This is a genomic window from Enterobacter sp. A8, from assembly GCF_004296595.1.
Lineage (GTDB): Bacteria > Pseudomonadota > Gammaproteobacteria > Enterobacterales > Enterobacteriaceae > Enterobacter > Enterobacter cloacae.
On the sequence record NZ_SCMF01000003.1, the window covers coordinates 331018 to 355854 of the forward strand.

Annotated in this window: 16 protein-coding genes and 1 tRNA gene; 8 read left to right on the forward strand and 9 right to left on the reverse strand. The window is 51.2% G+C overall.

What is annotated here, in order from left to right:
• Positions 1-98: 98 nt before the first annotated feature.
• Positions 99-1961 (forward strand): bifunctional glutathionylspermidine amidase/synthase, encoded by a 1863-nt coding sequence (gene gss / locus EQV24_RS13545; protein ID WP_029882959.1) that lies wholly within the window; start codon positions 99-101, stop codon positions 1959-1961.
• 47 nt (positions 1962-2008) lie between these two features.
• Here gss and pgaD read toward each other — a convergent pair whose 3' ends face one another.
• From pgaD to pgaA, 4 genes are read right to left on the reverse strand one after another with little or no spacing between them, the layout of a single operon-like run.
• Positions 2009-2437 (reverse strand): poly-beta-1,6-N-acetyl-D-glucosamine biosynthesis protein PgaD, encoded by a 429-nt coding sequence (pgaD, locus tag EQV24_RS13550; RefSeq protein WP_038420574.1) that lies wholly within the window; start codon positions 2435-2437, stop codon positions 2009-2011.
• Positions 2434-3765 (reverse strand): poly-beta-1,6-N-acetyl-D-glucosamine synthase, encoded by a 1332-nt coding sequence (gene pgaC / locus EQV24_RS13555; RefSeq protein WP_058681067.1) that lies wholly within the window; start codon positions 3763-3765, stop codon positions 2434-2436. Before pgaC ends, pgaD begins: the two co-directional genes overlap by 4 nt.
• Positions 3758-5695, reverse strand: coding sequence for a poly-beta-1,6-N-acetyl-D-glucosamine N-deacetylase PgaB (gene pgaB, locus EQV24_RS13560; RefSeq protein WP_130626689.1), 1938 nt, complete (start codon positions 5693-5695; stop codon positions 3758-3760). Before pgaB ends, pgaC begins: the two co-directional genes overlap by 8 nt.
• Before the next feature lie 8 nt (positions 5696-5703).
• Positions 5704-8142, reverse strand: coding sequence for a poly-beta-1,6 N-acetyl-D-glucosamine export porin PgaA (gene pgaA, locus EQV24_RS13565; RefSeq protein WP_130626690.1), 2439 nt, complete (start codon positions 8140-8142; stop codon positions 5704-5706).
• A 670-nt stretch (positions 8143-8812) separates the two neighbouring features.
• Between pgaA and EQV24_RS13570 the strand changes: the two genes are divergently transcribed.
• Positions 8813-9340: a LuxR C-terminal-related transcriptional regulator gene (locus tag EQV24_RS13570; protein ID WP_045902695.1), complete on the forward strand. Its 528-nt coding sequence runs from the start codon at positions 8813-8815 to the stop codon at positions 9338-9340.
• A 77-nt stretch (positions 9341-9417) separates the two neighbouring features.
• On the opposite strand, the gene EQV24_RS13575 is transcribed toward EQV24_RS13570, so the two are convergent.
• Together EQV24_RS13575 and EQV24_RS13580 are read right to left on the reverse strand one after the other, a co-directional pair.
• A complete protein-coding gene (locus EQV24_RS13575) occupies positions 9418-12420 on the reverse strand; it encodes an autotransporter outer membrane beta-barrel domain-containing protein (protein WP_130626691.1) in 3003 nt (1000 codons plus the stop codon).
• Between the two features lie 116 nt (positions 12421-12536).
• Positions 12537-12851, reverse strand: a complete 315-nt coding sequence (locus EQV24_RS13580) for a lipoprotein (protein WP_013098694.1) — start codon at positions 12849-12851, stop codon at positions 12537-12539.
• A 175-nt stretch (positions 12852-13026) separates the two neighbouring features.
• Between EQV24_RS13580 and EQV24_RS13585 the strand changes: the two genes are divergently transcribed.
• The 3 genes from EQV24_RS13585 (at position 13027) to EQV24_RS13595 (ending at position 16016) form a co-directional block, all read left to right on the forward strand.
• The gene (locus EQV24_RS13585) at positions 13027-13659 is read left to right on the forward strand and encodes a response regulator transcription factor (protein ID WP_013098693.1); all 633 of its coding nucleotides are present in this window, start codon (positions 13027-13029) and stop codon (positions 13657-13659) included.
• Positions 13656-15443: a hybrid sensor histidine kinase/response regulator gene (locus EQV24_RS13590; RefSeq protein WP_130626692.1), complete on the forward strand. Its 1788-nt coding sequence runs from the start codon at positions 13656-13658 to the stop codon at positions 15441-15443. The genes EQV24_RS13585 and EQV24_RS13590 overlap by 4 nt, the downstream gene beginning before the upstream one ends.
• Before the next feature lie 246 nt (positions 15444-15689).
• Positions 15690-16016: a hypothetical protein gene (locus EQV24_RS13595; RefSeq protein WP_038983510.1), complete on the forward strand. Its 327-nt coding sequence runs from the start codon at positions 15690-15692 to the stop codon at positions 16014-16016.
• Here the strand turns inward: EQV24_RS13595 and EQV24_RS13600 are convergent.
• Entirely contained in the window at positions 15994-16812 is an 819-nt protein-coding gene (locus tag EQV24_RS13600; RefSeq protein WP_014833243.1) for a DUF4225 domain-containing protein, read from the reverse strand. The two genes, EQV24_RS13595 and EQV24_RS13600, sit on opposite strands and share 23 nt — an antisense overlap.
• A gap of 667 nt (positions 16813-17479) precedes the next feature.
• On the opposite strand from EQV24_RS13600, the gene EQV24_RS13605 reads away from it, so the two are divergent.
• Entirely contained in the window at positions 17480-19495 is a 2016-nt protein-coding gene (locus EQV24_RS13605) for an ATP-binding protein (protein WP_130626693.1), read from the forward strand.
• A gap of 22 nt (positions 19496-19517) precedes the next feature.
• Positions 19518-19949: a hypothetical protein gene (locus EQV24_RS13610; RefSeq protein ID WP_130626694.1), complete on the forward strand. Its 432-nt coding sequence runs from the start codon at positions 19518-19520 to the stop codon at positions 19947-19949.
• A 1631-nt stretch (positions 19950-21580) separates the two neighbouring features.
• Here EQV24_RS13610 and EQV24_RS13625 read toward each other — a convergent pair.
• Positions 21581-21656 (reverse strand) — tRNA-Phe (locus EQV24_RS13625).
• Positions 21657-21751: 95 nt separating this feature from the next.
• The gene (locus EQV24_RS13630) at positions 21752-22465 is read right to left on the reverse strand and encodes a DUF554 domain-containing protein (RefSeq protein WP_013098689.1); all 714 of its coding nucleotides are present in this window, start codon (positions 22463-22465) and stop codon (positions 21752-21754) included.
• A gap of 182 nt (positions 22466-22647) precedes the next feature.
• Here EQV24_RS13630 and EQV24_RS13635 point away from each other — a divergent pair, with 182 nt between their 5' ends.
• Positions 22648-24783 (forward strand): ornithine decarboxylase, encoded by a 2136-nt coding sequence (locus EQV24_RS13635; protein ID WP_023621449.1) that lies wholly within the window; start codon positions 22648-22650, stop codon positions 24781-24783.
• The last annotated feature ends 54 nt before the right edge of the window (positions 24784-24837 follow it).

The window sequence follows — 24837 nt, forward strand, 5'->3', positions numbered from 1 at the left end:
GAGGTGTATGATAACCCTACCTCTGTCAGGTTAATTACAACGTGCAGACGACGACAACCCTTCCAAAAATTGCCGCCTGCCTGTTTTAGGTTGGATACATGCGTAAAGGAAAGTTAAGCAGTGATGCGCCATTCGGGACGTTGTTAGGCTATGCGCCCGGTGGCGTGGCGATTTACTCTTCAAATTACGGCAGTCTGGACCCGCGTAAGTACCCGCAAGACGCGGATTTCCGCAGCTATATCGGCAACGAATACATGGGCCACAAGTGGCAGTGTGTGGAGTTCGCCCGCCGTTTTCTGTTCCTCAACTATGGCTTCGTGTTTACCGACGTCGGGATGGCGTGGGAGATCTTCTCCCTGCGTTTTTTGCGCCAGGTGGTGAACGATAATATTCTGCCGTTACAGGCTTTTGCCAACGGCTCGAAACGTGCGCCGCAGGCCGGGGCGCTGCTCATCTGGCAAAAGGGCGGCGAGTTTCATGAAACCGGCCATGTCGCGGTAATCACCCAGCTTTTAGATGGCAAGGTCCGCATTGCCGAGCAGAATGTTATTCACTCCCCGCTTCCGCTCGGACAACAGTGGACCCGCGAACTGCGCATGACCGTTGAGAACGGCTGTTACACGCTTCATGACACCTTCAGCGATACCGAAATCCTTGGCTGGATGATCCAGACGGACGACACGGAGCACAGTATTCCCCAGCCCGAACCTGACGGCGAACTGCTGAAAATCAGCGGTGCGCGGTTGAAGAATAAACGTCAATACGACGGAAAATGGCTCAACGAAAATGACGCCCTGCAGCAGGCCTACATCCGCGCCAACGGCCACGTTATTAATAACGATCCCTGCCACTATTTCACGATTACTGAAAGCGCCGAGCAGGAGCTGATTAAAGCGACCAATGAACTGCATCTGATGTACCTGCATGCCACCGACAAAGTGCTGAAAGATGATAACTTACTGGCGCTTTTCGATATCCCCAAAATCCTCTGGCCGCGCCTGCGTCTCTCCTGGCAGTGGCGTCGCCACCATATGATCACCGGTCGTATGGATTTCTGTATGGATGAGCGCGGCATTAAGGTTTACGAGTACAACGCTGATTCCGCCTCTTGCCACACCGAGGGCGGGTTAATTCTGGAAGAGTGGGTCAAAAACGGTTATCGCGGCAATGGGCACAACCCGGCAGAAGGTCTGCTGGAAGAGCTGACCGGCGCATGGAAACACAGCCATGCGCGTCCGTTCGTGCACATCATGCAGGACAACGATGTCGAAGAAGACTACCACGCGCTCTTTATTCAGCGCTCGCTGCTGCAGGCCGGGTTTGACACCAAAATTCTGCACGGTCTGGGCGCGCTGAGCTGGGATGCTGCCGGGCAGTTAATCGACGACGAAGGTCGCCACGTCAACTGCGTGTGGAAAACCTGGGCGTGGGAGACGGCAATCGAGCAGATTCGGGAGGTCAGCGAAACCGAATACGCTGCCGTGCCAATCCGCACCGGTCACCCGGCAGGCGAGGTGCGGCTGATTGACGTCCTGCTGCGCCCGGAAGTGCTGGTGTTTGAACCGCTGTGGACGGTGATCCCTGGCAATAAGGCGATCCTGCCGGTGCTGTGGCAGCTGTTCCCTAACCACCGCTACCTGCTCGATACCGATTTTGAGGTTAACGCGCTGCTGAAACAGACCGGTTATGCCGTCAAACCCATTGCCGGCCGTTGCGGCAGTAATATCGATCTGATCAGCGCCCAGGATGAACTGCTGGATAAATCCAGCGGCAAGTTTGTCGATCGCAAGAATATCTACCAGCAGCTGTGGTGTTTGCCGAAGGTGGACGGCAAATATATTCAGGTCTGTACCTTTACCGTGGGCGGGAATTACGGCGGAACCTGCCTGCGTGGGGATGAAACGCTGGTGGTGAAAAAAGAGAGCGATATTGAACCGCTGATTGTGGTGAAGGATAAGTAACCGGGCAGAATCAGCATCCGCAGGGAGAACCTGCGGATGCCTGAGGTTTATTCCTCGTCCTGCTGACTGATTTTCAAATCAATGATGCGACCGATCTGGTCATGATAGACCGTCAGTAAATTGTACTGGCTCATCTCTGAGATGATTTGCGGCGTCACGTTAAAGCTGCGGGCCAGCTCGTCGTGCTTAAGCGTTGCAGGGCGGTGATGTCGTCTTGCATGCGCGCGGCGGCGATTATATTGATACCACAGGATCAGCAGCCAGCCGTTTAGCGCGGCGATCAGCAAATAGATCAGCACCGTCTTAAAGGAGGCAATAATCACGCCCCAGCGGTAGTCGCTCTCGTTGGTTATCTGCATCCACAGGTTGGCATAGAGGAAAAAGAGAAATCCTCCCCAGGCCAGCAGGGTTAACGCTGCATCAAACAGCCGGGGCACCAGCCGATGTTCAGTCAGGATTAACGTGTTTTCGTTCATTGAATGCTCCCTTTACCTCTGTCCGGACTGATCCAGCGCGCGCGTGAGCGCTGGCGTTTAAGCATGACCTTTGGGAAGGCGACGAGGGTGGTGAACAGGCCGATCATCCAGTACACCATCGGAAACCAGATGATCCAGAAAAGCGAACTCGCCACGTTACGTTCATAGCGTCGCTCGATATACAAACTGACGAGGAACTGCAGCAGGCACATCACTCCCAGCAGGAGCCCGGTGAATTCCGGCGGGAACAGGCTCGTGACGGTCAGGTTTGCCGGGAGCGGCGTGAGGGTGCTTATGATAAATAACAGCACCGTCACCGCATACGCGAACGCCCACAGCGTTGACAGGGCGTACTCTAAAAACAGCGGCCACATGCGATGATGCTCCCAGCGCACGATCTTGCGAAGATTGACCAGAAACACCTCCGCGCCGCCCTGAGCCCAGCGCAGGCGCTGTTTCCACAGCCCTTTTAGCGTCTCCGGCATCAGGATCCAGCACAGCGCGCGCGGCTCGAAAAAAATATCCCAGTGGCGAAGCTGAAGCTTCCAGCTGATGTCGATATCTTCGGTGATCATATCCGGGCTCCAGTATCCCACGTCCGCCAGCGCCTGACGGCGAAAGGCCGCGATGACGCCAGAGACGGTAAAGACCCGGCCATAGATCCGCTGCGTGCGTTTGATGAGCCCTATGATGGAGGAGAATTCGCCCACCTGAATGCGGCCAATTAACGTGGAGCGCGTGCGAATACGCGGGTTCCCGGTCACGGCGCCCACGTGGGGGTAGTGGATCAGCGGGGCAACCAGATAAGCGGCGGTATCGCGATCGAGCAGGGCATCGCCATCAATACAGACCAGAAGGTCTCCCCGGGCCGCCGCTGCGCCCGCTTTCAGCGCCACGGCTTTCCCCTGATTCTCCGCCAGATGAATGACGCGCAGTCGCGGCTGCTCCTGCGCCAGCTGTTGCAGCACCTGCGCGGTGTTATCGGAAGAACCATCGTTGATGGCGATGACCTCGATATTCGGGTAACGCTGGGCCAGCGCGGCACCGATCGTCTCCCGGGCGTTGCGTTCCTCATTGAAACAGGGAATGAGGATCGAAATTAACGGATCGCCCTCTAACGTCGGGGCGGGCGTTTTTCTGTTCCATGACCAGTGTCGTTCAAGCTGAAACCAGAAATAGAGCCCCCCGGTGATCCAGAATACGGACATGAACAGGGGCCAGAAGAAGACAAAATCCAGAATCAGTTCGCCGGTAAAGAGGGCGGCCACGCCTAATGGCAACCCAAATACCAGGCATAAAATTGAGAAGGCGATAAGGCGATCAGTCATTGTCAGGATACCAGTACGAAGAGAATTCAGGCCTGATACGGGAAAGATCAGGTTGGTTATGGATGAAATCGTCGGGGTAGTAACCGTAATGTTTGCTGCCGTTAAGCTGGAGCACGCGCATCCACTCCGCCAGGCGACTATCGGGTACGGCGCGTTGCGGTGTCTGCGCCCAGTCACGGGCCTGCAGCTCAAAAATGGTTTTATTCAGCGCGCCGGGGCGAGTTGCGACGGTCTTAACCAGGCGCGTTAGCCAGGCGTTGCTCTCGTCTGCCGGGACGGACTCCATCAGCGGCATGGCCATCGGCACCGTCCAGTCATACTCCGCCAGGAAGTCATCAAGATTCTGCGCAAACCACGCCTCGCTCGCCGGGTCGAGGATCGGCAGGGCGAACATATTGCGCGCGGTTTTTATCTGCGGACCGCGGATATGCTTCACCGCCAGGCTCAGGGCGTGGGTAAACCCGATTAGCGTCTGGCTTTTCTGGCGCGTTGTCTGCTGCCCGGCATCATCCTGATCCGTCAGCACCGCATCGTCATGGAACAAGATCCCATTGAAGCTGGCATAGCGGGCCAGATCTTCATAGATTTCGGTCACCTGCTGGCGAACCTGCGGATCCCACGGCGAAAGCCGGGTATAGGGCTCGGTGGCGGCGCGTACCTGGCCCGTTTGCCGATCCCGACGCTGCACGCGCGGCAGTGCAGGGGAGAGATCGAACGAGAGAACCGGCATCCACGCGTAGACTTTTACGCCCGTGCGGGTTTGCAGTTGCCAGGCGACAAAGTTAAAGAGATCGGCACGCACGGGCAGCCGACGGTTGGGGAAGTAGAGCGCGTTAATTGTGCCGTTGCCGAGGGGATCGGAAAATGCCTGCAGGAAAACATGGCTGATTTTCATGTCGTAGACCCGCTGGATCAGCGTATTGATGTTTTTGGTCTGCTGAGCCGGATCGGGGTCATAAACGTAATCCAGATCGACATGCATCACGCGCACAGGGTCGGTCTCCTGAATCTGCGCGATGCTGCTGGCAAAGGCTTTAAGCGAGGGATTCGCGGAGATTAACAGGCGCGGGATGTTGTCCAGGTGACGCACATCTGCCAGCCCGTCCTCAAGGGTAAAGGCCAACTGATAACCCTGCTGTCTGGCAATGGCGAGCGACGTACCGTTGGCAGCACCGTAGGGCCACACCCAGGCACGCGGCGCTTTGCCCGTCACCTGCGCGATTTTTTCGGTGACTTTCCGCACGTCATCGCCGATGCGCTGGCTGAACTGCTGGTCAGTTTCGTAGCGCCCTGTCGCGTTATCGTAAAAGCGGCTGGCAATAGCCGGTTCGCGGCTTCCCTGTGGATTGGCCGGTATACCGTAATGCGAAGCCCAGGTATGCGAGCCGATCTCAATCAGCGGGGACTGGCTTAACTCGCGCACCATGTCCCACGTCGCGAAACGGTCCCGGGGTGTCATCAAACCGCCAAAATTCACGTTTTGATGTGCTGGCGTATCCACCCAACTGCCAACAGGGGCCCACAGCGCTGGCACATTCCAGGCCTGGATCAACGGCCAGACGCGGGTATAAAAACTGCTGTAGCCGTCATCAAAACTGAGCAGAAAGGCCTTTGGCGGCAGCGTTTTTTTACCGTCGTGGGCATCCAGAATATCCTGCACGCTGATGGCGTTATACCCGTTATGCACAAGCCAGCTTATCTGCTCGTTTAAGGCGCTGGTCCGCACGGAGAGATAGCGCTGATCGGCGCCGTCATCTTCCACATCGTGATAGGCCAGCACGAGAAAGTGATTCTTCGGCCAGGGTTTACTGGCTTCCGGCTGAGGTCTCTCGTTGGGCGAAATAAACGAAATGGCCTGGGCGCAGACGCTCGCGCTGAGGCATAACCAGCCGATGATGAGCAGGCCCACAGGAAAACGAATGGTCAACATATTCATCCTTAAAACCGTAAAGTCGCATCGAAAGTGACGGCGAGATTGCTTTCTCGTTTGCCGTCGTAAGGGCGCTTATCCCAGTTCAACATCACGCCGGTATCCACGACGTTGTTCCATTGAACGCGTTGCCCGTAGCCGAGCAGGGTGATGGCGCCAGCAGACTGATTTTTCTGCCAGTATCCTCCGGCTCCGGCGAGCAGTTGCTGGCTCCAGAGGGTGTCGTAATAGCGGTACAGCTGATGCTCGACGGACAACGCAGCCGTCGCGGACAGATCCCGCTCGGGGTTGTAATAGAGCGTATCCCGCTGGCTATTCGCGCTGGCGGAGATGCCTGGTTCAAGATCCAGCGTCAGGGTCGGCGTTTGCCAGAGCCGCTCCTTGCCGGTGAGGGTGTACTCCTGTCGGCGGTTATGGTCGGAAAAATGGCTGATGGCGGCGCTGAGCTGGTACTCACGACGTTCGTTCTGATACCAGCGCACCCAGCCTTCTGCGCGGTCTGCACGGATCCCATTGCGTAACGCCCGCAACGGCGTGGTGCGTGACAGACGTTCAAGGCTGCCGCCAGATTGCCAGCGATCGTTCAGGCTGTACTGACCGGAGAGGCGAGCGCCAGGCGTGTGGGTGCCGTGATAACGGTTGCCGGAGAGCTCCGCTTCAAGCCAGATATCCCGTGACCGCCATTCGACGCCGCCGACCAGATGGCGGCTGGTGCCTTTGCCTTCGTCAAAATTGCCCTCGGCAAAGCGGGTGCCGCCAAACAGTCGCCAGTTATCAGCGACTGGTGGGCCATAGAGCGTGGCGTCCCAGTTCAGATCGTGTGTCCCGCTGACCGGGTTGTCGGAGTGCAATCCCTTGCCTGCGTTCAGACGCAGTTCAGACATATGATGCACATTTCTGAGCCTGTCCAGGCGCTGGACGCTGCGGTCACGTGGCGCACGGGCGAGCACGTCGTCGGTCAGAAGTTCCATTTGTCGCCACTCCTGCAGATCCATCGCGACGTAAGCCTGCTGCTGCTCCAGCTCTGTATTTGACGGCTCCAGTACCTCCGCCATTTTGAGCTTTTGCTCTGCGGCCCGTGGCAGGCCGCGGGCCTGAAGCAGGGCGGCATAATCAATCTGTAGCCCCTGGTTGCCGGGTGCCGTGGCAGCCAGACGGTGCGCCACGGCTTCTGCTTGCGGCAGGGCATGGGTTGCCAGCAAATACTGAAACGTGAGCGACTGGCCGATAAGCCATTGATCGTTGGGCTGGGCAGTTGGCGAACCGAAATCGTAGCGAGCCCAGGGAACGTTGCGGGTTATCTGCGCAAGATAGTGACGGGCGGCCTGATACTGTCCGGTGTCCAGATATGCATAGAAAAGCTGATGTTCTTCATCCTGCGGGTTACGCGCATAGTCAGGATACTTTTGCAGGAGTGCCAGGGCGGCGTCGGCGTTTTGCTCCTGAAGATACGCAGAGATCACCCAGCCGATTGCCCAGCCCGGCACCGGATGGTGAGCTGACGTCAGCGCGCGATATTCAGCGATCGCCTGCGGGTAATCACCATGCGCATACAGCGCGCCAAGGCGGTCGACGCGGGCGCGAATGATATCTTCTGCCGCCTGCGGTTCGTGTTGCCAGCGGGCAAGCAGGGCGTCATAGCGATTCAGTGCGGCTTGCGCGAGACGCAGGCGCTCTTTTTCCGTCCGCCCAGGCGCATCGGCAAGGCGTACCTGTTCGGCGGCGGCGTTAAGTTCAAGCTGGCGCCGTTGTGCGGGCGGCAGAGAAATCCCCTGTGACAGCCGCAGGGCAGGCGTACTGACCCGGTTATCGTTCAGGGCGTCGACGAGTGCCCTGAGCAGTACGTGATTCTCGGGGGCGCTCTTCAGGGCGCGGGTGTCCGCTAATAGACGATCCCAGCTTTTCCCCTGGCGTAAGTACACATAGGCGAGCGTCTCAAGGTTAATCTGGCTGGGGTGCGCTGTTACCCGTTTTTGCGCTTCCTGCAGGGCCAGCCGATCCATGCGGGCATCGGCAAGGGTTTTGATATACCCGATACGGTAGTCGTCGTTCTCCGGTGCAAGGCTACAGGCCTGCTTCCAGAGCGCGAGCGCAGATTGCCACTGCTTTTGATTTCTCCTGGATTGCGCGGCTGCGGCCACTCCCCGGGCGGGCAGGGGCATATAAACGTGATAACGCAACCACACCTCAATAACCTCATCATCGCGTCCCGCCCAGGAGGCAACCTCCAGCCAGTCTGCCACTTGTTCTGGCGTCAGAGCATGCTGTTGTTGATAACGCTGCAGGTAATGGAGAAACGAAGTGTAATTACCATTGCGCGCCTGCTGAATCTGTTGTTCATATACGGATTCGGCAGCCTGAACCAGAATGGGAAACAGTAATAGCAGACACAATAATTTTGGAACGCGGTAAAAGAATAAAGTATTGAAGCGAAGTGATCTTTCCATATCTATTTGCCATTTGTTTATCATAAATCCATTGCGCAACACGGCCGCCTTTATACGTAGCGTTAAAGGCCATAAATGAGAGCGTAAAATGTGAATGCAGTTACGTTATGAGGTACTTACTTAAAGGTAATTATGGATCCTTATCGTTATGGACCGGTGAAAGGTAATGTACACCTGATATGTTGACGGATAAATATGTTGAAAAGCCGGGTTGTTGTTTTGAGATAATTCTGTATCCGGGTGATTTTTATGATTATTTTTAACGGAATCTATATTTGTAACGCGTTGATATATAATGTATTTATTTTTATTGTGACGTTTTTGTTTATATTTTTAATGCGGCTTTTGTGCATAAATTAAAGTACTTTCTGGTGCATGTTTGGGAAGTTTCGTGACAAAAATTCTTAATATCTTGAGAGGTGACTTTTCTGCGTTTGTTTTTTACTTATAATTAATAGCAGACATTGAGTGATAGTCTATGGGAAGTCTTACAAATCAATGTGCGTGTCGAGGGATGATCAAAGCCAGAATACATTTATCGTTCATGTAAAAGCGCTATAAAACGAAGGCGTCTTCTTTCTGAAGGGTCGTTCTTGCTTTAATCTAAAAGGGATGGTTAGTGGCAACTTCAATAGTGTTAGTGACACAGGATCGCTACCTCGTCAGAGGAATGAGGATATTTTTTCCGGATATTATCCTGCTGGACTCGATTGACAGAAAGATATTTGATAACAGTGCAGATGAATATTCTGTGCTGATTGACAGCCGTTCACCGCTCCGTCTGTATGATTATCTGATACGCCATCCGGCCAGAACGAGAAAAACAATCGGCTGCGTCATGCTCGATATGCGGCACCGGGAGGAGAATCAGCTCAGCATGAGGATGTTTATGAATACTGCGCTTCCGGTGGCTGACATGGCGTCGTTGTTTAATCTGGTGCTGAATATGAAAGGCAGGCGCCTGACGACCAAATGGCTGCTTAACTTACGGTTGAGTACCCATGAAGCGATTATGCTGCGGTTGCTCAGGGCGGGCATGTCGATGGAAGAGGTGGCGGAGGAACTGAACACCTCGATTAAAAGCCTCTACCGGACGCGAACGGCGCTCTCTGAACGACTGGGGGCGGAGAATTTTAACGAGGCGTGTTTGTTTATCTTTAAAAACAAACTGCTGGATGGAGATGGGAACGATCCCTGATTGGGTCATAGGCCAAAAAAAACGCCACGAAGGCCGGGTCGACGTAGCGCAACCCGGCACTTCAGCGTTGATATCAATCAGAACGACCAGCGCAGATTAGCGTTAACCGAGTTGACGCGGGTATCGGCACCATATTGCCCCTGATAGCCCACATCCAGCGTCGCAGCACGCGACAGTTGTACGCTCACGCCGATATCACCCACCATCACGTCCTCATCCACGGCCTGACCCTGGGTAATGAACGCGTCGCTGCCCGCAAATGCCATACGCGAAGAGGTATTCTTATCGCCATAGGCGTGCTGCCAGCCCAACGAACCGTAGAGGTTAACGTTCTTCGGCAATCCGGTCACACCACGCACCCCGAGCGTGGAATAGAAGGTTTTCATGGTTTCATTGTGAACGCTCAGCGCGGCGGCACCGCCGTCTTCCCTGAAACTGTCTGTATGCAGTCGAATCCAGGAGAGGTTAACAAAGGGCTCGACATTCATCTCTGGCTGGCCGAAACGGTAGCCCGCTTCGGTGAACGCCAGCAGCGAGTTGGCGTCGTAATCAGACTTCAGCCGATCCGAGAAGCCGCTGAAATCAACATTGCGCTCGCCTTCGATCTTGTGCCAGGTGTAACCCAGTGCGCCGCGAAGGGAGAACGCATCCTGTTGACCCGCTGCATACAGGCCGAGGTGATAGTTGTCGGTATCTGTTGAGGAACGACGGCTGTCGACGTCGTAATCACCGCGGCTGTAGCCGAAGTAACCACCGACACGTACGTTATGATCCGCCAGCTTACGATCTGCCCCCAGCAGGAAACCGGTGGTGTTGCCGTCCAGCTTGCCCACGTTACCGTCGCCGCTGTTTCGGCTCCAGGAGCTGAAGGTCTGGCCCCAGACGCCATTGTTTTGCGGCTCCGGCTGCTGCACCAGCGACATCGCTAACGGTGGTATCGGCAGGCTGTCGTTATCAAACGCGCGCTGCATACGCTGGTTTAACACGTTAAACACCTGCGTGCTGCCGGCTATCAGGTTGGATTGCATTGACGGATAAACTTCTCCGGACAGCTGGTTAAACGCCTCGCGCGCTTCCGGTGCGCTCAGCACCAGTAGCGAGTTATACAGCGCCAGCGACGGGCCGCTTTGCGTGAGCGTGGAGAGCGCGCCGGCGGTATTCCACTGGTTGCTGCTCTTTGCCACGGTCTGGAAAATCCCTGGCTTGCCGCTGCCGGGGTTTTCTCCTCCCGGGTTCTCGCCACCCGGGTTCTCGCCACCCGGGTTCTCGCCACCCGGGTTTTCACCGCCCGGATTTTCACCTCCAGGATTCTCGCCGCCGGTCTCTTTCTGCGCGATGGTCAGATCGACGGCGTCGGTGCTCTGCTTAAGCGCCACGTCCAGGAAGGCGGATTTGGAAATCGCTCCGGCGAACTGGCCGTCAATACCCCCGTTCGAGGTTAAAATGCGATAGCTTTGGCCCGTTTTGTAGCTGGTTTGCGGATCCAGCGCGGTGACCTGTACCTTAGCCTGATTGCTGATGGTGGTTTTGCCCGATACCAGCAGTTGGTCACTGCGGCCATCTCCCGCGATATCAACGTCATAGAAGGATTCGCCGATAAAGTTCAGATAACGTTTCAGCGTCAGCGTGCCGATATCGCCATCCCCTGGCGAGATTTGCCCGCCGGACAGGATCTCAGTCTGGCCCAACGTGCCGTTCCCCCCCAGCGTGCCACCGGCCTTGATTGACGCGGCGCTACTGTAACCTTGTCCGTTGTTAACGTCGGATCCCGCCGTTGCGTTGAGGATCAGCGTACCGCCGTTCTCGGCGCTAAGGGTCTGAATCTCAAAAATATCGTCTTCTGGCTGGGTGTTGATGTTGCTGGCAATAATGACTTTGCCACCGCGCGCGGTCACGTTCGCTTGAAGCGCCGAAAGATCGCCGTTCAGCGTTGTCTGTCCGGAGGTATTTATCACCTCACCTTCGCCGCTCATCTTGTTGCTGAAGATGTAATTTTCGTCGGTATGGTTGAAATAGACATAACTGCCGAATAGCCCGCCACGCAGGCTGATTGCCGTCTTCGCATCGAGGGTACCCGCGCCGCCTGCCGTACCAAGCGTTGGCTCAGTTATACCCGTGCCGGTGTCCATGTTGCCGCGGCTGCCGATGATGAGCGCCCCCCGGTTCGAACCGGAGCCCGATGTCCCTACAATCAGCGCATTGCTGCCTGCGGAAAATGAACCGCCGTCAATAACCGACAGCACGCCATTGCCATAATCGCCCACGCTAACGCTGCTGTCGCTGGTAAAGCGCGAGTCTTTGCCCGCAATAACCAGCTCGGCGGTTTTCCCGGCCCCGGAGACGCCCGCCACCTGCACGCCGCCAACGTTAACCGCTCCGCCGTTCAGCACGTCCAGGTCGCCATTAAGCGTCAGCGTACGGCCAACATTCCACTGTGAGCCGCTCCCCGTGACGGTGGCTTTCGGGCTCAGTGTGTCGGTTTCATCTGGCCCGGTACCATTGCCGATGCGCGCATCGTAGGTGGTATTGAGCGCGGCGCCGTCCTCAATCGCCAGCGTGGAGCGTGCGCCCAGATCGGTACCTACGCTAAGGAAATTACTGGTTACGCGAGATCCGGCGCCCGTGGCGATAAGGTGGCTGTCGTAGCCGCGGGTGGTGCCGACAACTATCTCTTTCGCGCTCGCCAGCGCGCCCTGTTCGACTCGCAGGGTGCCGAGGCCAAGATTCAGGTCGCCGCGCAGGACGTACTGATCGTTCACCGCGTTAAGCTCAGCGTTTGGCCCACGGACTGTGACCACGCTTTCATAAATTTGGCCGTCGAACAGCCGACCGATATTGATGTTATAGGCGGTGATTTTGCCATTATCGATCAGCAGGTTTCCGCGTTGATTGCGTCCAACGTAAACGTCTCCGGTGTAACCCAGCGTTTCGGTAATACGTGAGTCGCCATCAAAAATGGCATCGGCTGCACGCGCGAAATCGGCAGGTGAAAGCAGTAACAGCGGCGCGGAAAATAGAGCGAGGTAAAGCCTGGAAAGCGGCGTCTTTACCGCTAAAGAATGCGATGTAGAGTTATTCACAGGGTATCTCCGTACTCATTAGCGTGATGTCTGGAAAATCGGTTTTATATGAAAAATGCGATACGACAGAAAAAGTAAAAGGCGTAATATGTGTACGCCTTTTGATGTGAAGTTAATTATTTATGGGTGACCACAGGTGTACAGGTTGGCGCGCTCAGCGTCGGGGCGGATCCTAAAATCCCTGGCATCATCATCGATGAGCAATCGAAAATACGCCCTTTTTCCGTCGTAGCGCGATAAGACAGCTTTTGCCCTCCCAGTGCATCCGGTTGGGCGCCATTAACATTGGTTACGGTTATTTCATCCGATGAGCCCAGCCCCAGCATTTTAGCGGTTTCCGCCTGCAGAAGTGGAATGGCCTGATCGGTTTTTAGCGTGGAACAACCGGCTAGCATCAACGTAACGGTTAAAAAGAGTAGTGGTTTTTTCATAAATTATCCTTTATATCCAATCAGTTAATTTCGCTGATTGTATTTATGTTTTCTATTACTCAAATCTGCGAATAATATATTTCCCTTTCCTAATCGAAAAAACCCTCCTAAAGTAGGGTGGGTAGATAATAATTCATCCGTACTCTCTAATATGCGAAGGTAAAAGGAGGATCCTTTGGGGCAGAATTATGCGTTGGTCGTTGATGACCATCCATTGGTAGCAAGCGGTATCGCCAATTTTCTGATTACACATTGCCGATTTAAGCAGGCGAGTGTGGTGACGAACGAGGATGATTGCTACCGTCAAATTAGGGATAATGGCCCGCCACGTTTGCTGGTAATCGATTTTTGGCTCTCGTCCGGTACCGCGTTGAAATTACTCAAAGAAGTAAAACAACTTTACCCACAGGTAAGGCTCCTGGTGGTTAGTGGGGATGACAATAACGATATCTGGCAGAAAGTTCACGCCGCCGGGGGGCACGGTTTCGTATTGAAAAGCGAGCCACCTGAAATGTTTTCACGGGCCGTTTTTGCCCTCACTGATAATCTCACCTGGTTTCCTGAGGGAAACGAATTTTCCGTTGAGTCGAATAATGAGAAGTTAAGTAAATTTAACTTAACGCCGCGACAAATAGACGTGTTAAATATGATTATGCGTGGCCTGCCAAATAAAAGAATTGCCGCGCAACTTTCTATTTCTGAGCCTACAGTCAAAGAGCACATCAGCAATATATTGAAAAAGATAGGCGTTAACAGTCGGGTCGAAGCCATCACGCTTCTGCATGGCAAACGGGAACCGTCGGAATGAGATTTTTACAGAGCTTACAGAACGCTGGCATCTCTCCTCCCGCGCAGATCCGTTTGCTAAATAATACCTTTTTGCGGCTGGTGTTCAGTTTCAGCGCTGTCCCTTTCGTCGGTATTCCTTTCGCCATCTGGATTAATTTGCTGGGCGATGAACTCGGCCCAACCATTACCTGGATAATTATTTACCTGCTATGTGCCGTGGCGATCCGAATATTGCACCGACGCTACCAGCGCGAAGCGAAAGAGCATGATGAAGCGGACGTCCTGCGCCGCTGGCTGCCGCGTATAAATAAGATCGCTTTTATTCACGGGCTGGGGATTTCATCTCTCTATTTAATTACGCCGCAGACGCAGAACTTTGACTTTTTCCTGCTCCTCAATATCAGTATTGCCGCCATCGTTGCCGCCAATGCGACGCATCTGACGCCGGTCATCAGCACCTTTACATGCTTTTTCTTCGCCTCCTGGGGTGTACTGAATCTTGGCATTATCTGGCGGCTGGACGATCTGATGTTCATTGTGCTGATGTTGAACCTGCTGTACGGCTTCGCCATTTACCGCCATGCATTAACATCGCACGCGTTCTTTATTCAGCAGGCGCTGCTTGAGGAAAAAAGCTCACGCCTGGCAGAACAGTTTCGCCAGGCCAAAGAGGAAGCTGAGCAGGCGCTGCTGGATAAAAATCAGTTCCTGACGACCGCCAGCCACGACCTGCGCCAACCGGTACACGCCATGGGGTTTCTGATCGAAGCGATTATCCACCGAAACCGGGACGACAGCCTCACGCCCCAGCTGCTTGATCTGCAGCAGAGCGTCCGCTCGGTGCATTTGATGTTCAATTCCCTCCTTGACCTCAGCAAGATTGAATCCGGGAATGTGCTTACTGCCCCTGCCAGAGTGGACATCGGCGCGCTGCTCGACTCGGTGATCACGCTGTTTCGCGAAGAGGCCAACAGCCGTGCACTCAGGCTGCGCACCTGGCGGACTAAACGCCGCATCTACGTGATGGGCGATCCGCTGCTGGTGCGACAATCGCTCATTAACCTTATTCAAAATGCCCTCCGCTACACGCTACAGGGCGGCGTGCTGGTCGCCATCCGACCACGTGGAGACAGGTGTATGGTGGAGGTGTGGGACACAGGTGTCGGTATTGCCGATGACGAGAAAGGTAAAATCTTCTCACCTTACTATCGCCCCGAACTGGCCTGGAAGATCGACAGTGCAGGACACGGGCTGGGTCTGGCCGTCGTTGCCCGCTGTGCCAAGCTGATGAAGGTGAAGTACGGGATGCAATCCATTGAAGGTAAAGGTTCACGCTTCTGGATGTGCTTTACCCAATATGCTGGCGAAGAGATCGCGCCGGAGATGCCACCCGCCTATGACAACATCGCCACGCCGGTACGCTATGCGCCGCTGCACGGTTCCTGTCTGGTGGTTGATGACGACCCGCTGGTGACGTCTGCCTGGGAGAGCCTGATGAGCATCTGGGGAATCAACGTGCGCTGTGCGGCCTCCGCTGAAGAAGCGTTCGCTATCATCGACGATGGCTTCACGCCGTTCGCCGTGCTGTGCGACCAGCGTCTGCGATCCGGTGAAAGCGGCTTCGACATCCTGAAAGCGCTATTTGAACGTCTGCCGGACATGAGTGGCGCGATGGTCAGCGGCGAATTTAATTCGCCGGTTCTGCTGGAGGCGGAGCAGGAAGGGTACATGGTGCTACGTAAGCCTCTGGAGCCGGCTAAACTGCATGCGTTGCTGGCACAGTGGTCGGGGAGTCGTGGATAGGGGAATAGACAGCAGCGTTGAGCTTCACTGCCTGCTCCCGGTCGCCAGGCTGTAAGGCCAGCTAGCTCGCGGTGTCCTGCACGTTTCTTGTACCAGGTAGATGTCAGTTTTCGAGCGTATACTCTAAGATATGTTCAACTAGTTGATATAAATATAAATTTGACGAATATCGTCAGGTAGCGATTTATCCGTCAAATTAAGTTAAACTTCGTCCCAGGTTCAGTGAGTTATGGGACTGATAACAGAATGACCAGCGAAGAAGCACTTTTAAAATCAGGTTTTAGCAAACGAGATCTTCAAAAGCTAAAAAACAATATTGAGAATTACGGTGGTTCGTTTGATAGCGTAACTCATGATCTGGCCAATCGTTTTAAGGCAATGAAGTGGATAACTATTATTGCCTTCATCATACTGGCTTTAACTCTTTTACTTGCATCTAAGGATACAAGTCTGACACTTGCGCTCACGTTATTGATTGTACTACCTTTTATCTGGTATATAACGCCAGCAAAACTTGGCTACAAATCCTGGCGTTATCGTAAAATGCAGACTAATTCTGGGACGGATCGCTGACGGACAACAGATCAAAAACAATCTTAGCTTTCACGCCATAACCCGCTATTTTCATTGTTAGCTGCGGGCGGCTCAGTGTGCTTACCTTTCGGTAATAGTCAGCAGGCAGATATCGAAACAGTCGCCAGGTACCAGGTCGCCGTAACAAGCCAAAAATGGTGTACGCATTAGCGGCCAGTGAGATTGATTTGTAGACGCCTAACCCATTCTCACGACTAAAGCCCATAAACTCAGCTGTAGACATCGCGGCATTCGCGACCAGCCCTTCACTGGTAGTGTTGTGAGTTGCGTAGCGAGCCACTTCTTTACTGATGCTGTTTGCCCCGTCAGTAACCAGTATCGCACCAGCAAGAACCCCGAGAGGGGTCATAGTGCCAATGAGGGTAAGCCCCGCAGCTATTTCAGCACCGGCCAGCACAACACTAACTGCCGAGATCACATATCCAACAATTTTGTTATTCTCTCGGATGAACTCGACTTTAGCGTAAAGTTTGGCTGCCCTCGTTCGTAATAAACGAGCTTGTTCCAGGAGGTTACAGTTTTCTTCTCTCAGAACTTTAACGCATTCCATGCATTCTTCATCTGATTTAGCCCGACGAGCTAATGTAAACTGTTGTTCTATGAGGTCACGAATTTCCTGAATAAACTTCATTCGAGTCAGACTATCGCTGAGATGAAAAGCCGACAGAGTGTTGGCTGTATTTACCAGCTTCCTGGCTTCCATATTCACCATAGTTTCCGCCCAGGCTTTATTTCTTCCACCTGAGTGCATCATGTTAAGTAATGCTGCATCCATTGTAATTTCTCTCCATTGCTTTACCGGCCACTGCTTAGACTGATAAACGACTCCCCATGACAGCCATGCGTACCAACGCACCATATAGTAGCAATGTGGTTACGTGGTCTGAAGCAGAAGTCACTTCACGCATACGTGACGCCACTCTGTCGGGCTTTGTGGGGTTGATATGTGCTTTACAATACTTGAACAGATCGGTGAAGGTCAGGTTTTTCTGTTTCTATGTGACGGTAAACACGCCAATTGCGTACCACAGGGAAGCGGGGGATGGAGGAAAGAAAAGGGGGGTAGCTACTTTGCTGACTCAGAAAGCAAAAACCCCCGCCTAAGCGAGGGTTTAAAATGAGTGGTGCCCGGACTCGGAATCGAACCAAGGACACGGGGATTTTAAATCCCTTTAAATTTGCTGTGAAAAGCAGCAAGGCAAAGTGCCAAAATGGCTAGTTTTTTATCTAAGCCCCTTACTTCTGGGGCAAAAACGGTCACATGCTAGTAAGCTTCTAAACGATTGGCCATGCTATGTTTGAACTTCCACTTTGATGATTCTACCAAGATGCTACCTTTTCAATGTATGAAGTGACGGATACTTTTTGATCGTAAGAATTATGATAAACTTTCGGACATTAGAATTGTAAGTTCTCTAAACCTTCAAGGACGGACACTACCCATGAGCAAAAGAGAGTTTGTCGGTACAACAAATATTACTCATGCTGGTATCAAGAAGCTTTTTACTCGCTGGAAGGATGAACCTTCGCAGGCGGTTGTCGAACTAGTAGCCAATGGATTCGATGCAGGAGCCAGTAAGGTTGATGTCCAAATCAAGCGGAATGATCTTGGAGGACTGGAATCTGTATCGGTGTTAGATAATGGTTCCGGCATTAATATTGATAAATGTGAAGAACATTTTTCAAGATTTAATGAGTCCCTAAAACAAGGAAATGATGATTTACAAGGTGCTCATGGTAAGGGACGCTTATCCTTTCATTTGTTTAGCCAGGAGGCAATTTGGTTTACCCGTTATCAAGGGCACGACTTTAAGATTACGATAAATAGCGAAAGCCTTCGAGATTTTAAGGTTGTAGAGCTTCTTGAATCAGAACAACATGCATCCTTAAGAAATTTGCAAAATGGAACATGTGTTGTTTTACGGCATTTTACCAAAAATTTGCCTAGTAAAGATTCTATCATCAAGAAACTGCAAAATAGTTTCGGCTGGCGACTGTCATTAAATAAAAATAGAAAACTTTTTCTAAATGATGTTAAAATCAATGTTCCACTAAATGTATCTGTTGAAAAAAATATTGAATTTGATAATTTCACCTTTAATGTCTTATTTATACGCTGGATAAGTAAGCCAGGTGTTGAAAAATCATATAATTATCTTGTCAATAAGCAGGGGAGAATTGTTTTTCGAGAGTTAAGCAGTTTTAATCATAAGCCGAATTTTTATCTTAGTACCTATACTCGTTCTGATTGGGTGGAGCTTTTTGATATTCATGATTCTAGTTTGAACTTTAGTGAAGAGAAAAAAGTTAGTATCAGTTCTGATGAATATAGAAAGTTGAAATCAGAAATCCAAAAAATAGGAAAGGAAATTTATGATAATTTCTTAAAAGGATTTGTGGATGAAAAAATATTTGAGTATGAAGAAAAGGGATATTTCCCATCTTATTCTAATCTTTTAGAAGTGGATGCTCAATGGAGAATGCAGACCATAAAAAACACAATAAGTAGTATTTATTATGCTGATCCATCAATCTTCTCAAATTTAAAATCCAAACAAGCTAAAATTCTTATACATCTTATCGATAAATTAATAGTATCTAATGAAAATAGCGAACTTTTTGATGTATTAGAAAGCATCCTTGAATTAGATCATAAAAGCCTGTGTGAATTACAATCTCAAATAGAGAAAACATCACTTCAGAATATAGTTTCTACTATTGAAGTTTTGCAGCGTAGAGAGTCTGCTGTTCAGAAATTAAAGGAAGTTGTAGTAAGTCATTATGATAAGGTAAGGGAAACACCTGATCTACAACTTGTCATCGAAAATAATACATGGTTATTCGGCAATAAATATACCATGTTAGGTGCTGAGGAAGATGATTTTCAGAGAATAGCCTATAACTTGAGAAATCACGTTAAGGGTATAGATACACTCACATCAGATGATTTTGATCAAAATGATCTTGCTGATGGACTAGATATTGAAGGAGTCCGCAGACAGGTAGATCTCTTTCTTGCAAGACGGCGAGTTGAGTTTAATGGTCGTGGTGAAAGCTACTTCCAATGTACGATTATAGAGATAAAAAAACCTAGTGTTTCTTTAAATGAAAAACACCTTAAGCAGTTAAAAGATTACGCAAAAATAATCCTTCAGCACCCTGGTTTTTCGATAGAGAATATGAGGTTTGAGTTGATTCTTGTTGGCAGGAAAATATCCAGCTCTGATTTTGAAATTGGTGCCGCGTTAGAAACCGCGGAAGCACGAAATGAACCGGGCTTAGTGTTTGATGTGAAAAATGGCCGTATAAAAGGATATGTTAAAACTTGGGGTACTATATTCTCAGAGTTCGAATTGTCTAATAATTATTTGCTTAACAAACTAAAACTTAGAAGAGAGTATTTAGATGGTTTTGATGCTGAGGAGCTAATAAAAGACCTGCATGAACCGACTGAATAATTTTAATTGGTGATGTAATTAAATGGAAATAAAAAGTAGTGATTATTACAGTATTAAAAAAGAGATAAGATTTTACGCCAGGGATATGAATCAATGGTGGAAAAATCTACAAAAAGACTCTGTAGCAGAATGGCTATTGCTTACAACTATTGGTTGCTGGGGGATACCTAACCACTTGTTCCAAATGTGGGCATTCATTCTTACAATTTTATTTTTTACTGGTAAACTCAAAGTTCTTCAGCGAAAGTATTCATTTGTTAAGTCAGAGAGGACGATTTTAGGAAAGATCATGGGGGATAATATTCCTGTAGACGAAAGAGAGATGCTTCTTTATCGGTTAGATAAAATCAAAAAATTCAGGCGTAACAGAAATATTATTTTCATTCTCAAAAGGAATTGGCGTTTTATCTTTGGATATACCTTCTTGATGGTTTCTTTTGTCCATAATTTATAAGTAGATATGATGAATGAAATTTTGGAATGCAGACTAGACCAGTCGAATACATTATATTGACTGGTCATTCTTATAATGACATCTTTTAAATTGGTCGTTTTCTGTTTCGGTTGCGTTATTTATACAGTGGAAAAGATTACGGCTCGTTTTTTTATTTGGGTAGAGTCGCATCACGGATGCACAAAGTGATGAAACCTACCTCGTTATTTTTTTTCGAACTTAATCAGAAAACCATGCTTTATCTTCTCGCCATCAGTTATGACTTTAATGATAAAACTGAACTAATATACGGTTGTGTCTATTAGGTCATTGTCAAAAATTACGCTGGCGGCTCTGTTTATTTCTCTTTCGTAGTCACGCAGGTCAGTGTTAAGTTTTGCTTGTGCATATACAAGTGCGTATTCTCTTTAAAAAATCATAATTTTCTCACTTTTCATGTTAATATGATTTTATCATCACTAACAATATGTTCTGTTTTTAATTGCGCTTATTCTTCTGTTTGCTCCCGTAATGCATTGTCTGGTGAATAATATTCATGTGTGGTAAGGTTTCCATAAAGTCAGACTGTTCAATCAGTGAAATAAGCGTATTATCGATTTCAAAACGTTGCTTAATACAGTTTAGAGGCGCTATCGGTAAAGCTTATCATCGTCTTTACGAACAGATTATACTTATAAAAGATGAGCTGGATTACATGTTAAAATAGGTTTTTAAACATCCATTATAAATGGTAATCTATTTATAGATTTTCTTATGAAGAGGGTCAAGGCCTGTAAAAGTACCGTACTGGAAAGAAGAGCTACATACGTGGAAATCTGGCAACTGAATATTTTAGTGTAAAACGTCTGCTCTTCACTCACTTCGGATCCTTGGCGCACTTACTTTGTCCACTCCGTTTCAGACGCGTAAGTGGCCTTTTAATTGTACATCGTGTTTTCAGGATAGAAATACATGAACATAACACCATGATAATCATGGCTGCTGCATCGCGTTCACGTTATTGCTTCTTTTGAAGGTAAGCATCCAGCTTAACAAAACCATTCGCTTATATAGAATTTCCAGAGAACGGTTTAAGTGTGATCTAAGACCACTGTCGACTCCTCGCTCAGAGCGGACACACAAATTCAGCAGTCGAATATGTTTAACTCAATTACCCCTCTACTGGTAAATTATCCTACTATAACGTGGAAAGCGGGGGATTTTACTGATGCGTAGAATCATAAGGGGAAAAACAGGAATATTATAGGTGGAATAGATGGTGGAAACTCCCGACTGACAAGGGGAGTTGATGACGTTGAGTTCTTCCCCCTTGCCTGAAGAGGAGTTTCCCCGGTCTTCCACCGGGGAAGGATGGAAGGTAATTTCTTGTTAAATAAGGGAAAATATTAACCCCCCATTTCCCACGTATTCTCTACTTCATTATGAATAATCTTAGAGAAAGGGAACGTAAAGGGCCGTAGCATTGAGGTAAGGAAAAGACACATCAGAGGGTGCCGAGGTTTCTTTAAAGTAACGAAGATCTTCGAAAATGGCGAGAAATCCAGCGAACAAATAACGCGTTGCAACGACCAGAAATCTACCGTAGCGAGAAAAGGAAAAAGCCCCGCTTTTCAGCGAGGCCTTATGAATAGTGGTGCCCGGACTCGGAATCGAACCAAGGACACGGGGATTTTCAATCCCCTGCTCTACCGACTGAGCTATCCGGGCAACGGGGCGCATTAAACCCGATTCACTCTCCGCCGTCAACGAAAAATGTTGTTTTCGTTACAGGATGCACAATCTCTCACCAGTTCGTCGCAATCTTAAGCGAAAAAGTGGGTCCACAGCGCGGAAAGCGGCATGGCGAGCAGCAGGGCGGGCAGCATATTCACCACCGCGAACATCTTGATCCCGCAGATGCGCAGCCCTGTTGCCAGCAGGAGCAGACCGCCAACGGCGGTAAAATCCGCCATCATCGCGGGCGTGGTCAGCGGAAGGATCAGGGTGGCGCAGGTGGCGAGAGCCAGCTGAATCAGCAGCATTGGCACACAAATCGCGGCCACCGCGATACCGAGCGTGGTGGCAAAAATCGTAGCGGTGAAGAAATCGAGAAACGCCTTCGCGATTAAAATGCTGGGGTCACCGGTCATCCCTTCCTGCATCGAACCGAAAATCCCGGTGCCGCTGGCGCAAAAGAGAATAATGATGGCAACGTAGTTTTGAATAAACGTCTCGTGGGTGCCGTGTTTGGCTTTGCCCGGACGGGCTATCAGGTTTTTCGCTTTGCTGACCGCGTTGTTAATCCCCTTTTCCAGATAACAAAACTCGCCAATCAGCGCCCCGAGCAGGGTGGCCAGCACCATAACCGGCAGGTTGGCGCATTTTATCACCAGCAGAATGCCAATCCCGAGGGAGGCCAGGCCAAAAATGGAGGGCATAGAGACGCGAATACGCTCCGGTAATCGCTGACTTAACACTGCACCGAGTACTCCGCCCAGCAATACGGCACTCGCGTTGATAAATGGCCCGATAACCACGGAAAACTCCTGTTACTTAATCATAGGTATTGCATGATTATGACACGCCAGCGCTTTTTTACGCTTAGCTTTGGGTGGTGAAGTGCATACTGATTCCTTCTTGCACCTCAAAATAAAAGGTGACATTATTGCGCGAATTTTCTCCTCCCTGTCTCACCATTCGGTGAGGGTATATAGCGCCTATGAAAACCATGAAAATCGCCGTCAGCCGTGAGCTGGTTTCCACTGTGTCCACGCATCGCGAAAAGGTGACGCTGGATAACACTGATTTTACCGATGTGGCGGCAGTCGTCATTACGCTCGCGGAGAGTCGCAGTGGCATTCTTGCGTTGCTGAAACGCACGGGCTTTCATTTACCGGTCTATTTATTCTCGCAAGAGCCGACGGACGTGCCCGATGGCGCCACGGCTGTCATCTCGGGTAAAGCGCAGGAGTTCCTGGAACTGGAATCTGCCGCCAGTCGTTACGAAGAGAACCTGTTACCGCCGTTTTTCGACACCCTGAGCCAGTATGTTGCAATGGGCAACAGCACCTTTGCCTGTCCGGGCCACCAGCACGGGGCGTTTTTCAAAAAACACCCGGCGGGACGACAGTTCTATGACTTCTTTGGTGAGAACGTTTTTCGCGCCGATATGTGCAATGCCGACGTGAAGCTCGGCGATCTGCTGATCCACGAAGGTTCCGCCAAGCATGCGCAAAAGTTCGCCGCGAAAGTGTTCAACGCGGATAAAACCTACTTCGTGCTGAACGGTACGTCGGCGGCCAACAAGGTGGTGACCAACGCGCTGCTGACCCGTGGCGATCTGGTGCTGTTTGATCGCAATAACCACAAATCTAACCATCACGGGGCCCTGATTCAGGCGGGCGCGACGCCAGTGTATCTGGAAGCGGCGCGTAACCCGTTTGGCTTTATCGGTGGGATTGACGAACACTGCTTTGACGACGCGTACCTGCGCAATCTGATCCGCGACGTTGCGCCGGAGAAGGCAGACGAGACCCGCCCGTTCCGCCTGGCAGTGATCCAGCTTGGCACTTACGATGGCACGATCTACAACGCCCGTCAGGTGATCGACAAGATCGGCCATCTGTGCGATTACATCCTCTTTGACTCTGCCTGGGTGGGCTACGAGCAATTTATTCCGATGATGGCGGAAACCTCCCCGCTGTTGCTGGAGCTGAACGAGAACGATCCGGGCATTTTCGTGACCCAGTCGGTGCATAAACAGCAGGCCGGGTTCTCGCAAACCTCGCAGATCCATAAAAAGGATAACCACATCCGGGGTCAGGCGCGTTTCTGTCCGCATAAACGCCTGAACAACGCATTTATGCTGCACGCCTCCACCAGCCCGTTTTATCCCCTGTTTGCGGCACTGGATGTGAACGCAAAAATTCACGAAGGGGAGAGCGGACGCAGGCTGTGGGCGGAGTGCGTCGAGCTGGGGATTGAAGCGCGTAAGGCGATCATTGCAAATTGCCATATGATCAAACCGTTTATTCCACCAGTGGTGGCAGGCCGTCCGTGGCAGGATCATCCAACTCAGGCCATCGCCAGCGAACGTCGCTTCTTCAGCTTTGAGCCGGGGGCCAAATGGCACGGATTTGAGGGCTATGCCCGCGATCAGTACTTTGTCGATCCGTGCAAGCTACTGCTGACCACGCCGGGCATCGATGCTGAAACCGGGGAATATACTGATTTCGGTATTCCGGCGACCATCCTTGCGCACTATCTGCGGGAAAATGGCATCGTGCCGGAGAAGTGCGATCTGAACTCGATCCTCTTCCTGCTGACGCCTGCCGAAAGCAGCGAGAAGCTGGCGCAGCTGGTGGCGATGCTTGGCCAGTTTGAACAGCATATTGAAGATGATACGCCGCTGGCGGACGTGTTGCCGACCATCTATCAGAAATACCCGGTACGCTACCGGGATTACACGCTCCGCCAGCTGTGTCAGGAGATGCACGATCTCTACGTCAGTTTTGATGTGAAAGATCTGCAGAAGGCGATGTTCCGCAAGGAGAGCCTGCCCGCGGTGGTGATGAATCCGCAGGATGCCAATCAGGCGTACATTCGCGGGAACGTGGAGCTGGTGCGCATCCGTGATGCGCAAGGGCGCATTGCTGCCGAAGGCGCGCTGCCGTATCCGCCTGGTGTACTGTGCGTGGTGCCGGGAGAAGTCTGGGGCGGGGCGGTGCAGCGCTACTTCCTTGCGCTGGAAGAGGGGATTAACCTGCTGCCGGGCTTCTCGCCGGAGCTGCAGGGCGTTTACAGCGAAAAGGATGCCGACGGGATTAAGCGGCTTTATGGGTATGTATTAAAGTAGCCCCCTCACCCTAACCCTCTCCCCAAAGGGGAGAGGGGATTGCACGGAGCCGTC